The 20,427-nt window shown below is 61.4% G+C and carries 17 protein-coding genes and 1 pseudogene; 8 read left to right on the plus strand and 10 right to left on the minus strand.

Features of this window, described 5'->3' with window-relative positions; genetic code table 11:
* Positions 1-30 precede the first annotated feature (30 nt).
* The 5 genes from CO667_RS23345 (at position 31) to CO667_RS23365 (ending at position 4,844) form a co-directional block, all read left to right on the plus strand.
* Complete coding sequence (locus tag CO667_RS23345; RefSeq protein ID WP_097620693.1) at positions 31-1,521, plus strand: aldehyde dehydrogenase family protein; 1,491 nt, start codon at positions 31-33, stop codon at positions 1,519-1,521.
* Positions 1,518-2,552, plus strand: coding sequence for a proline racemase family protein (locus tag CO667_RS23350; protein WP_097620669.1), 1,035 nt, complete (start codon positions 1,518-1,520; stop codon positions 2,550-2,552). Before CO667_RS23345 ends, CO667_RS23350 begins: the two co-directional genes overlap by 4 nt.
* Positions 2,553-2,560: 8 nt before the next feature.
* Positions 2,561-3,325, plus strand: a complete 765-nt coding sequence (locus tag CO667_RS23355; RefSeq protein ID WP_097620670.1) for an SDR family oxidoreductase — start codon at positions 2,561-2,563, stop codon at positions 3,323-3,325.
* A gap of 10 nt (positions 3,326-3,335) precedes the next feature.
* Positions 3,336-4,091 (plus strand): SDR family NAD(P)-dependent oxidoreductase, encoded by a 756-nt coding sequence (locus CO667_RS23360; protein WP_097620671.1) that lies wholly within the window; start codon positions 3,336-3,338, stop codon positions 4,089-4,091.
* A 75-nt stretch (positions 4,092-4,166) separates the two neighbouring features.
* Positions 4,167-4,844, plus strand: a complete 678-nt coding sequence (locus tag CO667_RS23365) for a GntR family transcriptional regulator (RefSeq protein WP_097620672.1) — start codon at positions 4,167-4,169, stop codon at positions 4,842-4,844.
* Between the two features lie 27 nt (positions 4,845-4,871).
* Here CO667_RS23365 and CO667_RS23370 read toward each other — a convergent pair whose 3' ends face one another.
* Complete coding sequence (locus tag CO667_RS23370; protein WP_097620673.1) at positions 4,872-5,873, minus strand: Ldh family oxidoreductase; 1,002 nt, start codon at positions 5,871-5,873, stop codon at positions 4,872-4,874.
* Positions 5,874-6,136: 263 nt separating this feature from the next.
* Between CO667_RS23370 and CO667_RS23375 the strand changes: the two genes are divergently transcribed.
* Complete coding sequence (locus CO667_RS23375) at positions 6,137-7,189, plus strand: proline racemase family protein (RefSeq protein WP_097620674.1); 1,053 nt, start codon at positions 6,137-6,139, stop codon at positions 7,187-7,189.
* A 108-nt stretch (positions 7,190-7,297) separates the two neighbouring features.
* Positions 7,298-8,149, plus strand: a complete 852-nt coding sequence (locus CO667_RS23380; RefSeq protein ID WP_097620675.1) for a hypothetical protein — start codon at positions 7,298-7,300, stop codon at positions 8,147-8,149.
* 10 nt (positions 8,150-8,159) lie between these two features.
* Here CO667_RS23380 and CO667_RS23385 read toward each other — a convergent pair whose 3' ends face one another.
* From CO667_RS23385 to CO667_RS34955, 8 genes are all read right to left on the minus strand, one after another.
* Positions 8,160-9,290: a hypothetical protein gene (locus tag CO667_RS23385; RefSeq protein ID WP_210421748.1), complete on the minus strand. Its 1,131-nt coding sequence runs from the start codon at positions 9,288-9,290 to the stop codon at positions 8,160-8,162.
* 11 nt (positions 9,291-9,301) lie between these two features.
* The gene (locus CO667_RS23390) at positions 9,302-9,823 is read right to left on the minus strand and encodes a hypothetical protein (protein WP_097620694.1); all 522 of its coding nucleotides are present in this window, start codon (positions 9,821-9,823) and stop codon (positions 9,302-9,304) included.
* Positions 9,824-9,958: 135 nt separating this feature from the next.
* Positions 9,959-10,543 carry a TadE/TadG family type IV pilus assembly protein gene (locus CO667_RS23395; protein ID WP_097620677.1) on the minus strand — a complete coding sequence of 195 codons (585 nt, stop codon included), beginning with the start codon at positions 10,541-10,543 and terminating at the stop codon, positions 9,959-9,961.
* Position 10,544: 1 nt separating this feature from the next.
* The gene (locus CO667_RS23400) at positions 10,545-11,075 is read right to left on the minus strand and encodes a TadE/TadG family type IV pilus assembly protein (RefSeq protein WP_097620678.1); all 531 of its coding nucleotides are present in this window, start codon (positions 11,073-11,075) and stop codon (positions 10,545-10,547) included.
* Positions 11,072-12,436 carry a TadE/TadG family type IV pilus assembly protein gene (locus tag CO667_RS23405; protein WP_097620679.1) on the minus strand — a complete coding sequence of 455 codons (1,365 nt, stop codon included), beginning with the start codon at positions 12,434-12,436 and terminating at the stop codon, positions 11,072-11,074. The genes CO667_RS23400 and CO667_RS23405 overlap by 4 nt, the downstream gene beginning before the upstream one ends.
* Positions 12,437-12,781: 345 nt before the next feature.
* Positions 12,782-14,032, minus strand: coding sequence for an ABC transporter substrate-binding protein (locus tag CO667_RS23410; protein ID WP_097620680.1), 1,251 nt, complete (start codon positions 14,030-14,032; stop codon positions 12,782-12,784).
* Between the two features lie 56 nt (positions 14,033-14,088).
* Entirely contained in the window at positions 14,089-16,200 is a 2,112-nt protein-coding gene (locus CO667_RS23415; RefSeq protein ID WP_097620681.1) for an EAL domain-containing protein, read from the minus strand.
* A 643-nt stretch (positions 16,201-16,843) separates the two neighbouring features.
* Positions 16,844-17,149, minus strand: a complete 306-nt coding sequence (locus CO667_RS34955) for a hypothetical protein (RefSeq protein WP_143540743.1) — start codon at positions 17,147-17,149, stop codon at positions 16,844-16,846.
* Position 17,150: 1 nt separating this feature from the next.
* Here CO667_RS34955 and CO667_RS23420 point away from each other — a divergent pair, with 1 nt between their 5' ends.
* Positions 17,151-19,700 (plus strand): EAL domain-containing protein, encoded by a 2,550-nt coding sequence (locus tag CO667_RS23420; RefSeq protein ID WP_097620695.1) that lies wholly within the window; start codon positions 17,151-17,153, stop codon positions 19,698-19,700.
* A gap of 36 nt (positions 19,701-19,736) precedes the next feature.
* Here CO667_RS23420 and CO667_RS23425 read toward each other — a convergent pair.
* Positions 19,737-20,345, minus strand: a pseudogene (locus CO667_RS23425) (substrate-binding domain-containing protein); the annotation flags it as partial.
* Positions 20,346-20,427 lie beyond the last annotated feature (82 nt).

Genomic DNA, 20,427 nt, shown 5'->3' on the forward strand with positions numbered 1-20,427 from the left:
CGGATCGGCGCAAGGCGAAAGGGAATGAGCATGCGAAGCGAACTTTATATCGACGGACAATGGGTGAAGCCGGTCAAGGGCGGCACCTGCGCGGTGACGAACCCGGCGACGGAGGAGGTGATCCAGACCATCGCAGCCGCAACGGCAGAAGATGTCGACATCGCCGTGAAGGCGGCGCGCCGGGCTTTCGACAAGGACGGCTGGCCGAAACTTTCAGGCGCCCAGCGGGCCAGATATCTCCGCGCGATTGCCGAAGGCATCCGCGCTCGCCAGGCCGAGATCGCCCGCCTCGAAGTTCTCGACAACGGCAAGCCGTTTCCCGAGGCCGACTGGGATGTTGCCGATGCGGCGGGCTGCTTCGATTTCTATGCGGGGCTTGCCGAACAGCTCGACAATAACCCGGAGGAGACAATCTCTCTTCCGGACGACAGGTTCACCTCGAAGGTCGTCAAGGAACCCATTGGCGTGGCGGGTGCGATCATCCCGTGGAATTATCCGCTGCTGATGGCGGCGTGGAAGGTGGCTCCGGCGCTTGCCGCAGGCTGCACGATCGTCCTGAAGCCCGCGGAACTTACCTCGTTGACCGCGCTCGAACTTGCTGCCGTCGCGGATGAGGCAGGCCTTCCCGCAGGTGTGCTGAACATCCTTACGGGCTCCGGATCGATCGCCGGCCAGGCGATCATCGATCACAGGCAAGTCGACAAGCTCGCCTTTACCGGCTCCGGGCCGGTCGGCTCGAAGATCATGGCGGCGGCTGCCCGCGACATCAAGCGCGTCAGCCTGGAGCTCGGCGGCAAGTCGCCCTTCGTCGTCTTCGAAGACGCCGATATCGACAAGGCCGTCGAATGGATCATGTTCGGCATCTTCTGGAACCAGGGCCAAGTCTGCTCGGCGACGTCAAGAGTCCTCGTGCAGGACACCATCTACGAACGGTTGCTTGCGCGTCTCGTCGACGAAACGAACAAGATCAGGATCGGCAACGGCCTGGACGAGGGCGTGCTGCTCGGGCCGCTGGTTTCCAAGCGCCAGCACGAGCAGGTCGTCGCGGCAATCGAAGAGGCCCGGCGGGCGGGTGCTACGATTGCCTGCGGCGGCACGCGCCCTGAAGGGTTCGACAAGGGCTACTACCTCCAGCCGACCATTTTGACCGACGTTCCGCTCGACAGCGCCGCCTGGGTGGAGGAGATCTTCGGCCCGGTCGTCTGCATCCGGCCGTTCAAGACCGAAGCGGAGGCGATCGAACTCGCCAATGATTCCCGCTTCGGGCTTGCCGCCGCCGTCATGTCGAAAGACGATGTCCGGGCCGAGCGCGTCGCGGCCGCCTTCCGCGCCGGCATCGTCTGGATCAACTGCTCGCAGCCGACATTCACCGAGGCGCCCTGGGGCGGTTACAAGGAATCCGGCATCGGCCGCGAACTCGGACGCTGGGGCCTCGACAATTATCTCGAGACCAAGCAGATCACCCGCTTCGCCAGCGAGGATCCCTGGGGCTGGTACATCAAGCCGGAGGCGGCCGAATGAACTGGAACCGGAGCCTCGATCTGCTGCAGGTCCACTGCCAGGGCGAGATCGGCAAGGTCATTATGTCGGGAGCGCCTGAGGTACCGGGCGCGACGATGCTCGACAAGATGAACCACATCAACACGGTCGACGACAGCCTGCGCCGCTTCGTCACCTTCGAGCCGCGCGCCAATGTCGCCATGTCGGTGAACCTGCTGGTCGAGCCGACGCGCGCCGATGCGGACGCCGGCTTCATCGTGCTGCAGGCCGACCGCGCCCATCCGATGTCCGGCAGCAACTGCATCTGCGTGGTCACCGCGCTTCTCGAAAGCGGCCGGGTGCCGATGTCCAAACCGGAGACGGTGGTTCGCCTGGATACGCCGGCCGGCCTCATCGTTGCGCGCGCCGCCTGCCGCGACGGGCGCTGCCTCTCCGTCAGCCTCGACAACGTGCCGAGCTTTGCCGAAGCGCTGGACCGGGAGGTGGAGACGCCGAAATGGGGCCGCATCAAGATCGACGTCGCCTTCGGCGGCGTCTATTACGCGCTGGTGGATGTCGAGCAGCTCGGCCTCGATATCGCGCCTGCCAATGCCCGGCGGCTGGCGGAAGCCGGCATCGAGCTCAAGTCGTTGCTGGCAGACCAGGTTTCCGTCGCCCATCCCGTGCTGAGCGGTGTCAATGAGATCGCTTATGTGATGTTTCGCGGCCGCGAGGCCGACGGCGCGGTGAGGACCTGCACGACGCTGCAGCCGGGCCGCGTCGACCGCTCGCCCTGCGGAACCGGCAGCTCGGCCAACCTAGCGACGCTCTACGCCCGCGGTGAGGTTGCGGTCGGAGACCGCAGAACGTCGCGGTCGATTATCGGCGGGGAATTCCTGGTGGAGGCGATCGGCGAAACGGAAGTCGGCGGCCGCCGCGCGGTGCTGCCGAGAATAACCGGCCGCGCCTTCATCTATGGCCGCGAACAGCTGCGCCTTTCCGACGAAGATCCCTTCACCGCCGGATTCGCGCTGTCCGACACCTGGGGTCCCCAGGTCGCTCTGCACGGTTAGGAGTCATCATGTCCCACGTTCAATCCCTGGCCGGCCAGAACGTCCTCGTCGCCGGAGCATCGGGCGGGATCGGCGCCGCCATCGTCGAGCGCCTGTCTGCCGAGGGTGCGCGGCCCGTGATCCATTACGGGCGCGACAGAGAGAGGGCGCAAGCTCTGCTCGGCAAGCTGGGTGGAAAGGGCCTGATCGTCCAGGCCGACCTCTCCAGCCCGGGCGGTGCCTTCGCGCTATGGCGCGAGGCGCTCGCGGCGGCGGGGCGGATCCATGCCGTTGTCAACAATGCCGGCATCCGCAGCGAGATTTCGATCGAAGCCGATCCCGCCGATTGGCGGGCCGCCTGGCAGACAGAGTTCCAGGTGAATTTCTTCGCAGCCGCCGATCTCTGCAAGGAAGCCCTCGCGCATTTCAAGCAGAATGGCGGCGGGCGGATCGTCAACATGGCAAGCCGCGCTGGACAGCGCGGCTATGCGGCCGACGCCATGCCTTACGGCGCGACCAAGGCGGCGCTGATCAATCTCACAAAGTCGATCGCAAGAAGCTTTGGGCGCGACGGCGTCGTCGCGGTCTCCGTCGCGCCGGGATGGGTGCGGACCGAGATGGCCGAGGAGTTCGTGGCGAAGCACGGCAAGGAGGCAGCGGTCGGCGATATCCCGATCGGCGAGATGGCCGAAACCGCAGAGATCGCCGAGCTGGTGGCCTTCCTGCTTCGCCCTTCGCAGGCCTCGGTCAACGGGGCGACGTTCGACGTCAACGGCGGCAGCTACATCAGATAGGAGGTTCTGTATGAAAAGGTTTGTGGGTAAGGTCGCGGTGGTCACGGGTGGCGGCGGCGGTATAGGGTCGGCCATATCGAAGAGATTGGCCGACGAAGGCGCCTTGGTGGTGGTGACCGATGCCAATGCGCAAGCCGCAGGTGAAATCGCTTCGCTCATCGAGGCGGCGGGCGGATCGGCGACCGCCATCGCGGCCGACATCTCCCGCAAGCCGGAATGCGTCGAACTCATCGAGAAGGCCTTTGCGATCAAGGGGCGGTTGGATGTGCTGGTCAACAATGCCGGCATCAACCGGCGCGGAAACCTGCTTTCCCTTTCGGATGAAGACTGGCAGCTGAGTTTCGCGGTCAACCTGGATTCGATGTTCCATCTCTGTCGTGCGGCTCTCCCGCATATGATCGCTGCCGGCGGCGGCGCGATCGTCAACACGGCCTCGCAATGGGGACTCTACCCGGCGCCCAACCACATCGCCTATAACACGACCAAGGCGGCGGTTGCCGCCTTCACCCAGAACCTCGCCCGCGACTATGCGCCCGACAAGGTCCGGGTCAATGCGGTCTGCCCGGGCGAAATCCATACGCCGATGCTGGAGGCCGGCGTCAGGCGCTCCGGCCGGACGATCGCCGATCTCGACAAGCTCGTCCCCTACGGCCGCATCGGCAAGCCGGAGGAGGTCGCGGCCCTCGTCGCCTTCCTGGCATCGGATGAGGCGGCCTTCATGTGCGGTTCGCTGGTTGAAATCACCGGCGCGCAAGCCGTTGCTTGAAGCCGCGCGGCTTGAGGAAAGAGATCGTCTACGATATCCCAAGCAGCATCTTGTCCCACACGAGGAGCTTGGGAAATGCCATTCAACACCGCGCAGGTGACCGATCTCGGGAAGGCGCCCACGGCCTCGGATGTGATCCTGAAATATATCCGCAATTCGATCGCGGACGGTTCGCTTGATGAAGGCGAACCGATCCGTCAGGACGATGTCGCCCGGCTGTTCAACGTCAGCAAGATTCCGGTGCGGGAGGCGCTCAAACGGCTCGAGGCCGAAGGTCTGGTGGAATTTCACCGCAACAAGGGCGCGATCGTCACGAGCGTCTCGGAGCCCGAGATCGCGCAGATTTTCGAGGTGCGCGCGATCCTGGAATCGAACGCCATCAAGCTCTCGGTCCCTCACATGACGGAAGAGACCTTTGAAAAGGCGCTTGCCTATTGCGACGCCTTCGCTGGGGAAACCGATGTCGCCCGGTGGTCGGAATTGAACTGGCAATTCCACAGCTGCCTTTACGAGGATGCGCAGCGGCCATTCCTCGTCACCACGATCCGTTCCGTCAACGATCGGCTGGAGCGATATCTCCGGGTGCAATTGACGCTGTCGCATGGCAAGCAGACGGCGGATCGCGAACACCGGCAGATCCTCGAAGCGTGCCGTGAGCGCGACGAAGAAAAGGCGGCAGGCCTGCTCTATGCGCACATCATGAGCGCCTGCCAATCACTTCTCGAACATCTTCCGGCAAAAAAGCCCCGCTGAGCGTCATCGCTTCGATGGCGGGAACCGTCAGGCGCCTGCGATCTTCACGACAGCTTCGAATACGGTGCGCGGCACTTTCAGTCCTTCCGTCGCCGGCCTTGGATATTCGATGCCGCTGACGCCGGGCACGAATACGCCGTGGCTCTGAAGGCGGTCAGCCTGGCGGCGGGCGCGTTCGACAAGGCCATCGTCCGTGCGCCCCGGCATCATCGCGACGACGGTCAATCCCACGGCGGGGCTGGCGCTCCCCTCTCTGAAAGACGGCGTGTCCAATGACCAGGGGCCTCCGGATAGGCCGGCCGACAGCATTTCCACCATCAGCGCCACATTGGCGCCCTTGCGCCCGCCGAAGGGAAGCAGCGCCCCACCGAGTGCTCTTGCCGCATCCTGGGTGTCGATACCCACTTCGTCGACGGCCCATCCCTCCGGGATGGCGCGCCCCTCGGCCGCGGCAGCGACGATATTGACATAGGCGGTCGCGCTGGAGGCCTGGTCGATGATGAGAGGCAGCGACCCTTCACCCAGCGGAAAGCCGAAGGCCATCGGGTTGGTGCTGTAGACGGCCGGACCGCCCGCTTTGGCGACCACCATGGCGTTGGCGTTGGTGGCGGCGATGCCGACGATCCCTTCGCCGGCAAGCCTGCGAACATAATAGCCGAGTTCTCCCGCGGTATAGCTGTTCGTCTGCGTGAAGACCGCCAGCCCGAAATTGCGCACCGCTGCCACGAGATCGTCGAACGCAAGATCGAAGCCGAGCTGCGCGATGCCCCGATCGGCATCCGCGGCGAAGAAGGCGGGATAGGGACGCTCGCATGTCGGCGCTGGGTCGCAATTGATGCGGCCCTCGCGGAAGCTGTCGAGATAATCCACCATATGCGGAAATCCGAGCATGGCAGGTCCATAAAGCGCGGCGGACAAGGTGGCGTCCACGAGGGAGCGGGCAGTGGCTTCCCCCGCGCCGGCCGCCAGGCAGGCGCGCATCGCTAGGGCCTCGGCTTCCACCTGATCGAGCACGACCTCATCCGACATCTTGATCTCCTCCTGTTTTTCTCCCGACCGACGGAGCGGTCCGGGCCGTTCTAAGGCTTGTTAGCAAAAGTGGGGAAGCGCTGACAGGTAAAATGTACAGCTATGTCTATTTTTCTGTCTTCCCGGTTGACGAGTTTGCATTTTCAGATATCGTATACGATATTACAAAGGCTATATCCAGATGAGACGCGCCGATTTCCTGACAGGGAAACCGACGGCGCTCATGAAAACGAGTTCGCAACCGGACAGAGGGAGAAGCAAAAATGGGATTCAAAAGGACGATTCACGCGGTCGATACGCACGCCGGCACGCCGATGCGCGTGATCACGGGCGGCGTTCCGCATATTCCCGGCAATTCCGTTTATGAAAAGATGAAATGGCTGGAGAGCAATGACGACCAACTGCGCAAGCTGATGCTGCGCGAGCCGCGCGGCTATCCCGCCCATTGCTGCAACATCATCGTGCCGCCCTGTCATCCGGAGGCCGATGCCGGTTATGTCATCATGGAGCAGATCGAATATCCGATGATGTCGGGCGGCAACACCATCTCGGTGGTCACGGTCCTGCTTGAGATGGGTATGCTTCCGATGAAGGAGCCCGTCACCGAGCTGGTTCTCGAGGCACCGGCCGGCCTCATTCGCGTCAAGGCCGAATGCCGGAACGGCAAGGTCAAGAGCGTCACCTTCAAGAACGTGCCGGCATTTGCCGCCCATCTCGACGCCGTCATCGACGTACCGCATCTTGGAAAGGTCACCGTCGATGTCGGCTGGGGCGGCATGTTCTATGTCATCGCCGATGTCAGGCAGTTCAAGGGCCTTGAACTTATCCCGGCACATGGGCGGGAGATCGCGCGTGTTTCCGCGATGATCCGGCAGGCGGCGATCGAACAGTTGCCGGTTGCCCATCCGCATTATCCCGGCGTCGGCATTACGATCTCACAGCTGTCGGGACCGACGGATGATCCGAACGCCGACTGGAAGAATACGGTGACAATGGCCACGGGTGATCTTTCCTGGGCCGATCCCGCCACCTGGACGGGAGCGCTCGATCGCTGCCCCTGCGGTACCGGTACCTGCGCGAAGATGGCCGTTCTGCATGCGAAGGGTGAATTGCCGCTCAATCAGGATTTCCGGCATCAGGGTATCCTGGGAAATATCTACACCGGCAGGCTGGTCGAAGAGGCCAGGATTGGCGACAAATCCGCCGTTGTCCCGACGCTGACCGGCACCAGCTGGATCTCCGGCCTGAATACCCTCGTTCTCGACAATGACGATCCCTTCACCGAAGGTTTCACCCCAGGCGACATCTGGGCCTGACCGTCGGCGTGCGGCGGCATCATCTCTTTCATGATGATCCTGCTTTCGTTTCGGATTTCGGATGTTTACAAGGCTGAGCCGTGAACATTCGACCGAACGGAAGGCTTGATGAAGCTCATGCGTCGCGCGCTCCTCGGCTCCATATGGGCCATGATCGGCTGGAAACCATCTCTGGGCAAGGAATCCAGCCCGGAATCCGGCGAAGAAACGACGACGCAGGAGGAGGCATCGTCGGTGACACCTCGGCATGTCCTGTGTTTTCTCGGGCGGGATCGCGATCTCAGCCATCTGTCCGAGGCGGCATCGCAGGCGATCCGTGACTTTGCCACCGGATTCAGCCTCGATGAGGAGTATTCGCAGGCCGAGCCTGATGACCGGATGAGCCGGTCGTTCGACGTTTGCTGGGACCGGGTCGAGCCCGATGCGTGGGATCCGGCGGACGAACAAGCCGTCGCCGATCATCAATCCGTGCTCTACATCCTCGGGCCGAGCATGGCGCAGGCCGAGACGCTGAAGGTTTCGATGCTGGCGCTCCGCCTCGTCGACCGCTTGATCGGCGCGGGAGCGGTTGCCGTGAAGGGTGAAAGCGCCGGTATTGCACATGGGCTCGATCGGTGGAGAGAGCTGATCCGGCAGGCAGACGAGGCGCAGAAGGCCGCCGACCGGCTCGCAGAGCAGCGGATCGGCCGGCTGGCCTTCGCGAAGCGGCCGCTCTCTGCGCGGGGGTATCTGGAGAGTGTCGGCTTCCATCTCGTCGGACTGCCGGAGGTCTATGTGCCCGACACAGCCGGCAGCGAACGACAGATCGTCGCCATCATCGATGCGGTTGCCGGGGAGATCGCCGAGCGGGGACTCGAGCCGACGCTGAAGGAGCGCCGGGCAAGCCTCTCCTTCAATTCCACCTATGAGGTGGACGAATTCAAGTTCAATCCATACGGCATCGTCAGGCTCCCGGAATGAGCCCGACGGCTCAGTAGAGGCTGTAATGATAGTCGTAGCTGCGCAGCCAGAGCCGCGGGCTTTTCGGCCCGTCGAAATTGAGCTGCAGCAGATTGCGGGGATGGGCGCTGTCGATGACGAGCTCGTCTTCGGTCTCGGGATAGGCGGCCTGCGACAGGGCGAAGCGCTGGAACGCGTTGGTCAGCGCGGCTTCAGCGTTTCGGGGGAGATAATCGTCGTCCAGCAGCAGTTCGGGCTCGTCAATATGCTCCTGGTGCAGCCAGTACCATACGCCCTCATTCGGCGTCGCGGGTTGCGCGCCCGGATTTCCCTTGTCGCCCCAGCCATTCGGCGGCTCCTGCGGGCTGACGCCGGCCGGATCCCAGGCCAGTGCGCCAAGACCGTCGCCGACTTCCACGAACACTGCCACGCTCCTGTCATAGCGCGCCCGCACAGCCTCGGGCAGCAGCGTGTCGAGTGCGGTTGCGCCCCCGCTGCGGGTATAACCCCAATCCTTGAGCAGCAGTTCGCTCACCGTCCCGAGATCCTGCGGCGGCCGGAAAAAGGAATCGTCGATCTGTATGTCCGCTCCACCTAATAGCTGGCGCAGCGGCACGGGCAGCTGGACATTCAGACGCTTTTCCAACTGCTGGAAAGCCGCCTCCGCCGTCATGCCGGCGGGCAGGCGAGGCGCGTCCACCTCCGCCAGTCCGGATCGTTGGGCAAAAGCACGCACCCGGTCGATCAGCGGCTGCGAGCTGTCATAGAGTGGAGCGGAAATCGGCGCCATGTCGCGTACGGTCCATGTCTTCGAGAACGATCCGGCCCGGCCTTCGGAGTCTCTCAGCGCGCCGCGCAACTGCAGCCGCTTGAGCCCCGGCGGCAGATCGAACACCACGGCCGGCGGCTTTTTCAGGCCGGGAAGCGTCGCGGTATAATCCAGCCGGCCCACCACCCTGCCGTCCAGCATGATCTCCGCGCTCACCTCTTCGCCGACGTTGATCCAGGGATGAATGCCGGCCTTGCCTTCGCGGCCTTCGGCATCTCCTGGTGCGCGTGGCGGCTGGTTCGCCGCCGACGCCGGCCGCATCGACCCTAATATGGCCGATAGGCCTGCCCATAATCCCGCCAGGAAGGATCGTCGCTGCAGCGTCTCGCTCATGTGGCTATCGCTCAATCGTTCTGCTGTTCCAAGGTCTTGGCAAGTTCTTCATAGTGGCGGGCCGATGCCGCATTCTTCTCGGCGGCATATTTGGCGCCGACCAGCCGCGCGGCTTCGGCCGCGATGCGAAAGGCGTTTATCCGGTCCTGCGGATCGGACTCGGTCTGACTGCCGATGTCGCCGTCACTGAAACTGCCGGCTCTATATCCCTCGGTCAGATCGACGACGCCGATCTCGGGAACGCCGTCCTTCATCCGGCCGAAGAAGGCTGCTCCGACCTTGTCGCCATCCCGGCGGCGCAGCATGCCTTCCCCGGACGCCTTGCCGTCGACGCAGGCGCCGATCCAGAAAGTAGGGCCGCTGGTCAGGGAGACCGGTGCGACGAATTTGCAATGGCTGCCCGGATCCTGCGCCCATTGCCAGTCTCCCGGTGCCGCACCGGCACGGCCTAACGAATATAGTACGGCCGCCACAGTGATCGCCGCAATGATCGGCAACCGTCCCATGCAGTCGCAAACTCTTCCTAGTGACATTTCCATACCTCTTGTCGCTGAAGCGTGTCCTTAGCGCGTGTTTGGACGCGACGCTCTGATCGGCTGAGGCAATGCACCATTGTTGGCCCGACGACAACTGATCCGAGCGTCCGGAGATTGCGAGGGACTTTTGGCTCAGTTGTATTTGATCGTGTCGCTGACTCTTGGGCGATTGAAGAAATAGCGATCGAAGCTGTAGCCGTTCTGTCCGGTGAAAGTTGAGAAAAATGCCGAGACCGGTGTCGTCAACGTGTATTGAACACGGGTCAGCACGACCTGCACGCCTGTCTCCTGGATTGTCGCGGGGATCGCGACGGCGCTCGTGGTGCCGGAATTCACTGCTGAGGTGTTCAGCGCGGCAGACCAGTTGACGGTCGGGCTGCCGCTCGCTTTGACATCATTCACCGCGACCGAGATCGTCAGCTCGCTGGTGTCATAGGGCTGCAGGATGAAACTGGCGCCGGAAAGAAGCTTAGCGACGTCGGACTTCGTCCAGGAGCTCTGCTGGGCTATCATGTCGCCTGTGGACGAGGCGATCTCGTCTATCTTTCGGCTGACCGTCAGCGCATGGCCGAGATCGACGGTGCCGAACAGCAGCATCACCAGGATCGGCAGCACGAGCGCAAATTCCACCCCCGAAGCAGCCGACCTGTCGCGTGCGAGATGTCGGATGCGGGACTGCGCGAACCGGAAAAGGGACAGGTTCCGTTTCATGGTCATGTCAGAAGGGCTCGTTGCGGAACAGAGCGGAAGATCCAAGCAGATAGCTGCCGTCGGAAAGCTTGGCGCTCGAGAGGCTGAGGAAATTGACGACGGCCGTCCATGGCAGGAACGCCTGAACCAGGATGTAGTCGCTGCCCTTGCCGATATCATACGTCTCGGTAACGGCAAGTTTGCCGCTGCTGTCGATGGGATCGGTGCTGGCAGCCGACGACATGTCGGAAAGCACGTTCACCTTGACGACGAGACCGCTGGAGCAGTTGAAGGACAGAAGCATGTCGCCGCATATCTTGGCCTTGAAGCCGGCCAGCGTGATCTTGGAGGACGCCGCCTCGCCGGTGCGGATCATTCGGGAAATCTTGTGAACCGAAGCGTCCAGCGCGGAGTTGACGAAAAACATCAGCGACACTTCGATAATGCCGAACAGTATGATGAAGAGCGGCAGGGCCAGGATCGCAAATTCGATCGCGGCAGCCCCCTTGCGGTCGCCGACCAGACGGCGCAGCGGTGCGAATGGTTTTCTCCGGCTCATTGGGTCAGCCGCACGGAAGAGAGATATTGGGTGAAGAGCGCCGACAGGCCCGCGGTGATCTCGGTCGACGAGGATGCCGATATGAACAGGCTCTTCGACGACGCGCAATCGGCTAGCGCATAGGGGATGTAGTCCCGCCGCGTGATGCTGGTCGATACGCCGCTTTGCATAGTGCCGCCATAGGTGTTCTTCCAGTTGGCGCTCGCCATGGTCGAGCCGACGGTCGCGTTGTAACCCCAGTCCGAGGTGATCGGCAGATATTCGGTGTAAAGCACTGCCATCGTATTGGATTGATTTTTCAGATAGCCGCACCAATCGGGGTTGAGCGGCGCGACTTTATTCCAGTATGCGCCGGAGATCGCCTTGCCGTTACTCCATACGACGCTGTCGGTCACCCATTCGCGTTTTGATTGGACGCCATCCGTCAACAGAAGAACCAGCTTGAGCGGCGAGCCCGAGGAGGTTCCATCCCCCCCGGCGCCGACTTTCTGTTTGAGCGTGGCGAGCGAAACGTCGAAATAGGTGGCGGCCTTCGAGGTCGCGCTGGTGAGGCCGTAACTCGAGTCCAAAAGGCGTGCGCGCGCCGTGCTCGTGCTCAGCGTCGGGGCGAGAACCTCCGTCAGCGTATCGCCCAGGCTATACAGTCCGACCTTGATCCGTTCGTGATTCTGGTCGGATGTGTCGATCAGGGCGAGCACGTCCTTGACGGCGTCGCCGGCGACATCGGCGCGCAGCTTGATCTTCTTTTCCGAGCTGTATTCATAGTTGTTGGCGTATGTCTTGTTGCCGATTTTGTGTGAGTCGCCGGTGTGGCAGGCGAACTGACAGCCGATGCCGGCAGCCATGGCCGACTGGCCCGCCGTCGTTGCCGCCAGAAGCATCGACGGCGAGGTGTCGATGACGATATAGACATTGAGATAGGACGTTGACGGCCCCTTGACGGCGCTTGCCACGCTGACGGGGACGGTGTCGATATTGGCGATCTTCATGAACGTCGTCGGCACGGTGCCGTTCGCCGTCGCCGTGATGTTGTGATTTGATGTATCGATGTTGATTTCGCCAAGCGTGTAGCTGTTTTCCACTTGTGCGTGGAACCAGTCGGAGACCTTCAGCTTGAGGGCGTCGGTGTCCGCGGTATTGTTGATCTGCTTGACGGCGGCGATCAGGGCCGAATCGAGGTCGCTCTGCATCCTCTGGCGGACATTGTAGCTGCGAATGTAGTCGAAGCTCGCGCCGACTGCGACGAGCATCGGCACCAGGCTCAGGGCAACCACAATCCCGACGTTGCCGGATTTGTTCCCTCGCAGACCGCGAAGGGCGTCGAGGGCCTGGCCGAATAAATATGAATGAAACGACTTCAATTAAACACCGCCGCACAGAACATAAAAAGAGTGAGGGCAAGATGTGTTAAGGACGCTTAAGCCTTTGTTAATTCTTGCAAGTTCCGGCGAAAACAGGCTGCGGAGGCGCCGTTTTCTGCGCGTATTGGATATGCCTGCGAATTATGGATATCGAGGAGCCGGCATCGGCAATCGTCATCCATATGTCAACGCTGTCACTGCGCCGATGCGTGGCGCCCTCGGGGCCGCGTGAGATCGCCGCACCGACGGCAAAACCGTACTGAAATATTGGATGATGGGCAGGCGAGGGTCGACGGGCACTCCCGAGCGCCGGCCAACAACGGTCCCTGCCCATGAAACCTGTGTTCAGCGTTGCATCAGCAGGTCGTGCAGGCGTTCTTGAACTTCTCTAGGGGACATGTTCCGATTGTTGAAGAAGTCGCCCACGACGGCGATCCAGCCTTCCGACATCTGGGTCGGCATGGCCTGGGATTGGGCACTGACTTCGCCTTTCCTTGCCTTGATCATCTCCAATCCAAGCTTGCCGCAACGATCAAGTCCGGACGGATCGACATCGGTGCGGACGGGCAACGATCCCTTGATCCGGCTGAAGGCCACCTGATTATCGCGATCGAGCACCATGCGTGCGAAAGCCTGCTGCGCCTCTGCCGTGCCGTCCCGATTGGTCAGCGGAAAGGCAAAGGCGTCGATGACCATGAAATAGGCGATTGATGTGCCCGGAACCAGACTGCAATCGAAATCCCTGTCGACGTTGTAGCCGCGCGCTGAAAGCTCGCCCTTGGCCCAGTCGCCCATGAACTGCATGCCGGCCTTGCCTTGGCCTACCGCCGCCGTGGCATCAGCCCATGTCTTGTCCTTTCGCTGTTCGATCGGTTCCACATAGTTGGAGAGACGCAGCAGCAGATCGAGGGCCTCGATCATGCGGGGATCCTGCACGAGCTCGGCGTCGCCGCTCATCAGGCGAGCATAACCTTCCGGACCGAACTTGTGATAGATGATGTCATTGAAAATGAGAGATACCTCCCATCTCGCCCCGCCGAGTGCAATCGCCAGACGTCCCGTCGCTTTGATTTTTTCAGCCGCGTCGAAGAGCTCGTCCCAGGTCTGCGGCGTCTTCACACCCGCTTCGGCCAAGGCCGCCGTGCTGGTCCATAGCCAGTTTTCGGCATGGATATTGGTCGGTGCAAAGTAGACCTTCCCCTTGTAGGAGATTCGGTCGAGAACCGTTGCGGGAATGACGTCTTGCCAATGATCCGCCTGCGCGACATCGTCCATATCCTGCACGATGCCCATTTCCGGCAGTTCGCGCGATCCCTCGTTGGCATTCCACTGCATCACCGCCGGCGCATATCCGTTGGCGATGCGATCGCTCACCGCTCGCTGGACGGCAACCTTGTTCTCCGCCGGCATATCGACCCATCGGTTGCCGGCGGCGGCCCAGGCCTTGCGGTAAACGTCGAGCGCTGCGGACTCGCTTTTCGACACCCAGAAATGCACGACATCAACCGCCATGTCCTGTCCCGCCAAAGCTTGTGCAGCGGGGCCTGCGGCCGCCAGAGCCGCGGCAAGCCATGCCCGTATGATTCCCCGTTTCATTCGTTCCCCTCTTTCTTTGATGAATCCTGCCGCACCGTTCCTGTGCAGCGCCTCTCTCAGGAGACAGTTTCAGCCCGCAATTTGCGTGATCGGCCTGATATCCCGCGCAGAAACGGCCGGCGGGCCAATCGTTCGACCGCCGCGAGAGCCGGTTCCGGCTTGGCATAGAAGTAACCCTGGCCGATCTCGCAGCCGGCGTTCAAAAGGAAATCACGCTGGCTCTCTTCCTCGATGCCTTCGGCGACGCACCGTTTGCCGAGGTTGCGGGCCAGATCGATGATTGCCCTGATGATCTGCTCCGAGCGAATATCCTTGCCGATCTCGGCAACGAAGCTTCGGTCGATCTTCAGTTCGTCGAAGGGGAAGTCGCGCAGATGCACGAGCGAGGCAAAACCGGTGCCGAAATCATCGAGCGAGACCGACACCCCATGTTTGCGGAAACGGGAAATGGTTTCGGCAATCTGATCGGCGCCGCGATTGAGAAAGACGTCCTCGGTGACTTCGATGGCAAAATCACGCCAATCGAGCCGGTTTGCTTTGACCGCCGCGGCGATGAGGTCGTAACCGTCGTGGCTGACCAGCAGGGCTTCCGGCAGGTTGATGGCCACCGATCCGACGCTCAGACCCGCAGCCTTCCATGCTCTCAGATCACGAGCGACGATACCGACGATACAACGCGTCATGCTTTGGATGAGATGACCTTCCATGAGCGGCAGGAAGCGGCCAGGCGGCAGAATGCCGAGCTGGGGGTGGCGCCAGCGCACCAGCGCTTCGAAACCGAGATGCCCGCCGGTCTGCAGATCGACCTTCTGCTGATAGTAGACGACGAACTCGTCGCGATCGGCCGCAAAGGCGAGGGCCGCCGCGAGCCGATTCTGTTCCAGCCGCTGGGCGAAGGATGCCTCATCGAAGATGACGGCGGTGTTACGCTTGGCCTTGGCGGCATAAAGCGCCAGATCGGCGATGCGCATAAGCGTCACCTCATCGGAGGCATGGCCGGGCACGACCGCGCCTCCGACACTGGCCGAAACCGGCAGCAGCCGACCCTCGAAATGACACTCCGTTGCAATGGCCACGACCGCGCGCCTGGCAATTCCTTCCAGCGTCGCCGCATCTGAAATTCCAGGAAGGAGAGCGGCAAACTCGTCTCCGCCAAGCCGTGCAACCACATCGCCGGTGCGGAACGTTTTCTGCAGCGCGCTTGCCACATGGTTCAGAACCGCATCCCCGGCCGGATGGCCGAAACTGTCATTGGTGGCCTTGAAGTGATCGAGATCGACCAGCAGCATGGAAAAACCGGCGCCCGTCCGCTCGACCGAACCGAACAGCCCGTTCAGCGCTTCATTGAAGGAAGATCGGTTGCCAAGGCCTGTCAGCGTGTCCGTATGCGCCAGATGCGTCAGCTTGATCTCGAAATCGAGCGACCGCCGATGCTCCGTGCGCAGCTTTATCAGAAGCGGTATGAACAGAATGATGGTCGCCAGGATCAGTGTTGCCGCAGTGAGGCTGAGAAGCACTGCGCTGATCAGGCGGGTATGATCTATGCTCACGTCGCTCCGATTATGCGCGCTCTCGATCAAGGCGCTGAACTGACGCATGAGCATGCTGTCGGATGAAACGGCGAAGTCGATCGGCCCCCAGAAACTGTAACGCTCCCGCCGATCCAGCATTTTCGCGGACACGACGCGTTCAGCTCTTTCAAGAAAGTCCTCAAGCCGTCCGTCAAGTTCCAGACGCAATTTTTCAGATGCTGCATCCCGCCCGTTCAGCCGTTCGAGGAGGTTCGCCTCGACTTCGACATTCAACGCGTTCAACTGTGTGTTCATGGCGCGGATGTCGTCGATCGCTCGTTGAACGTCCTCGACCATCGGCCTGACAATATATTCAGGCATGTTCGGATCGGCCGAAGCGCGCATGATCGCCCGGGTCTGATTGGCAAGCTGCTGGAAGCGAATGAATTGGCGGCCGATCAGATAGCTGATGTTCTGCTGCAGGGAATGGCGATCGAGTGCCACCTTGACCGTCAGGAAGGTTGCCCCGATCAGAACTGTCATGACGACGACGGCGAGGACGTAATGGCGCCCGATGGAGCGGATATATTTCGCCACGGAGGAATGGGACTCGCCGGGCGGCGTCACCGTGTTTTCCAAATCCGAACCAACCACCATTCACGCTCCATCAGGAAAAGTATAAATCGGCCGAGCTGCCTTCGGCGCACAGGCCGTTGAGCCCGTTCTCAAAGATGCCTTGAATTTTTTGCTGCTGGCCCGCTGCTTGCCGCCGTGTTTTGCGCCGGACGGGAGCGTCACCATGATTTATCGGGAGATCGGCCCTCATGGCCTGGATTCGCGCCGGAAAATGCAAGGCTCACGTCGTGACATCAGCTCTTCGAACCGCCGTCGCCGTCGCTCGCCGGCAAGACTGTTGTGAAGGCTCCCGGACCGACGCGGCTCCGTGCGTCAGGAATGCCAGACGATGGGGATGTTCCGGCCTGTCGGTGCGGACTGGCTCGCGCCGTCTGCTCTATATTGAGAAAAACTGCCGCCATGTGCATGCGAATTATTGAACATTTTCCCCTCTGAGCGCATGCCATCTCCATTGATGAGCAGCGCCTATTCTGGCTTGTCCCGCAACCCGTCTTCATGGCGGAGAGGCACGGGCAGCACCCCGTTCGAATGGTTCAAAACTGCGGACGGTCTGGTTTCAGAAGCGTAAACGCCTGCATGAAAAACCAACGAAACCAGCTTCTTGCGGGAAAAACCGCACGAAAACATCGTAAATTGGCCATGCTGTTCGGATTTCGGATAAGCACTATGTCCCTTCCCGATCCGTTCGCCGGCGATGAAAATCAAAGCAGAGCAGGTCGGCAGTATCCAAATTGCGCGGTTCGATCCGGATCGCGCGCCCAAAGGTGAGGCGCTGCGGGAGTACGCAGCGATCTCTTAATTTTCTGGCCGCAGTATTCAGGGCTGAGTGACGTGCTCGGTTGCAGCGGGCCGGCGCTCCTGCAGTTACATCTTCATCAGTTTGCGCCTCAAATGACTTGGGCGGCTTTTCCAGAGAATTCTCGACCGGATGAATGACACATCCGGCCGGTCGTATGGTGAGGATATCCATGATGAAGTCGTCGTCCCAACCGCTCCAGCAGCCGGCCCTTTTCCTGGAAGGCCACGAGCGGGATGGAGCGCAGCATCAGGACGCCGCTATCACCCGGGAGGCTCTTCCGGAAGTCTTGCTCGGCGCGTGTCCCCTTCCGGTGTTCTACAAGAACACGCATGGCCGTTACATCGGCTGCAACAAGGCTTTCGAAGATTTCGTCGGCCGCAGGCGCGACGAGATCATCGGGAAAACGGATTTCGATCTCAATCCGAAGCATCTGGCTGAACTCTATTTCGCTGAGAATGAGGCGCTCCTCGAAAGGGGTGGAGCCCATTACATCGAAAGGAAGTTTACCACAACGAACGGCGCCGTGCGGGACGTCGCCGTCAACAAGGCGGTATTGACGGGAGAAAACGGCGATCCGGCCGGCCTGATCGGCGCCGTCGTCGACATTACCGAGCACAGGCAGGCGGAACGAGACCTCACGAAGGCGCTCGAATTCGCGGAGGGGATCGTCACCGCCATTCCGGATGTTCTGTTCGAGGTGGATGAGGACGGCCGCTATCTCCAGGTCTGGACGAGAAGCCCCGAACTGTTGGCCCAGCAGAAGGAGATGCTGCTCGGCAGAACGGTCAATGACGTTCTGGCGCCTGACCAGGCGGCTATCGCAATGGAGGCGCTCGGCACGGCTGCCAAAGAGGGGGTGGCCTATGGTCGCTGCATGAGCATCTCCTTGCCGAACGGCGAGACGCGCTGGTTCGAGCTGTCGGTCGCCAAACGCCCGAGCGCCGATCCCACGGTCAACACGCTTCTGGCATTCTCGCGCGACATTACCGAGCGAAAACGGGCGGAAGAAGCCATAAATTCCGTGCGGACGCAGCTGCTCAGCGTGCTTCAGACCATGCCTGATATGGTCTGGGTGAAGGACATGGACGGCGTCTATCTCTTATGCAACCACGCATTCGAGCGACTGACGGGGAAGACGGAGTCCGAGGTCGTCGGAAAAACCGATTTCGAGCTGTTCGACGCCGAAAGGGCTCAGTCCTTCCGGGAGTTCGATGAAGCGGCGATCCAGGCCGGGAGCATCCTCGTCAACGAGGAATGGGTCATTTCCCAGGAGAACGGGCAATCCGTTCTTCTTGAGACACGCAAGGTTCCGGTCTTGGGTGCGCAAGGAGAAGTCGTCGGGGTTCTCGGCGTATCGCGGGATGTGACCGAGTTGAATGTCTCGCGCCAGAAAATCCACCAGATGGCCTTTTACGATCCTCTGACCTCGTTACCGAACCGATCGCTGTTCAACGATCGATTGCGGCAGATGATCACTTCAGCCGTATCGCGCGGCCAGCGGGCCGGCGTGATGCTGATCGACATCGATCATTTCAAGGTGGTCAACGATACGATGGGCCATCCCGTCGGCGATCAGTTGCTCTGCCAGGCCGCCGCGCGACTCAATGCAAGCGTTCGCGACTACGACACCGTCGCGCGTCTCGGCGGCGACGAATTCGCGATCCTGTTGCCGGATATCCGCCAGGCCGGCGATCTCGGCCGGATTGCCGGCACGATCCTCGAGAAGTTCAAGGAACGTTTCCTGCTGGATGGCCAGGAGGTATTCATCTCATGCAGCGTCGGCATCGCGCTTTATCCCGATGACAGCGCTGACGCCAACGATCTCGTGAAATACGCCGACTCGGCGATGTATCTCGCCAAGCGCTCGGGGCGAAACAATTTTCGTTTCTACTCAAAGGACCTGACGGCGAGCGCCGAGGAGCGCATGCGGCTGGAATCGGAATTGCGCCGTGCCATCGAGCGTGGAGAGCTGGAATTGCACTACCAGCCGAAAGTGCTTCTGGACAGCGGCGCAATGGTCGGCTGCGAAGCCCTGCTGAGATGGCGCCACCCCGAGATGGGCATGATCCCTCCAACCCGTTTCATTCCGGTTGCGGAAGATACGGGGCTGATCGTGGAACTCGGGCGATGGGTGCTGCGCGAGGCGTGCCAGACCGCGGCCGAAATGAATGCCGGCAGCCAGGCGCCGCACAAGGTGGCGGTCAATCTGTCCGTCAAGCAATTTCAATCCGCCGGACTGTTAAGGTCGATCGCCGAGATTCTCGAGGAGACCGGCTGCCGCGCGGAATGGGTCGAAATCGAAATCACGGAAAGCCTGCTGCTCGATCAGAAGGATGAAACGCTGAAGATGCTTTCCGAACTGCGCAACATGGGATTTTCGATCGCCATCGACGATTTCGGCACCGGCTATTCGGCGCTGAACTATCTGGCGCGTTTTCCGATCGACACGCTGAAGATCGACCGGTCGTTCATCAACAGCACCGACAGGCGGAACGAGGAACTGGTGAAGGCGATCCTCTCCATCGCCCGCTGTCTCGGACAGAGTGTGGTGGCCGAAGGCGTCGAGACCGCCGAGCAGGCGGCCTTCCTGGCGGCAAACGGATGCGGTTCGGCGCAGGGGTTCCTTTACAGCAAAGCCGTGCCCAAGGCTGAGATCATGGCTCTTTGGCTGAGCTCCCCGGCAGGTGGTTCCAACCTGGGTGAGACACGGCCTAGCGATTAGTCGCCGAACTGAATGCTAATGCGTTCGCCGCCTGCCTCAGCGATCGGCTAATGTGAGGCCGTGTTCGAAACCTTGTTCTCCAGGCTCTCGGCCTTCGCCCTCGCCGGAAAGCCTCGCCTGGAACGCCGCGATCAGCCATCTCGTCGCAGGCCCGGGCGGGTTTGCAATATTGCGGACCGCGTGAACCGGGAATTCGCGCTGATCGAAGGCAGGAAAGTCGAGGCGGACGAGACGGCCGTCGGCGAGATCGTCCTTGGCTACGGACGCCGGAAGTCCGCCCCAGCCCAGTCCGCCGCGGATGAACAGATGTTTCGTCGCGTTGTCACTGACCCGCCAGGTCTTGAGGGAGAATACGTTGAAGTCCCGGCCCTTCATCACCCCCGGGGCGTCGAAGACCACGAGCTGGGTTTCGTCCCGTACGTCGGCAAGCGTCATCGGCCGCCGCAGCATCGCAAGCGGATGATCCGGTGCCGCGACGGGAACCATCGCCTGCTGGCCGATCTTTTCGAAAATGATCTGATCGTTTTTGACCGACATGGTGCCGCCGAAGCCGACGACGGCCCTTCTGTTGATGACCGCATCCATGACCATCCCGGGTGTGCCGGCCGTTACATTCAAAGACACCGTCGGATAATGGCTGCGGAAGGCGCCTAGAGCGTTTCACGTTTTGACGGAAGCATAGCCAGCGTTTGTGAAGTAGTTTGCGCATTCGTCAGGCTTGATGGTG

Source organism: Rhizobium sp. L43 (assembly GCF_002531725.1).
Taxonomy (GTDB): Bacteria; Pseudomonadota; Alphaproteobacteria; order Rhizobiales; family Rhizobiaceae; genus Rhizobium.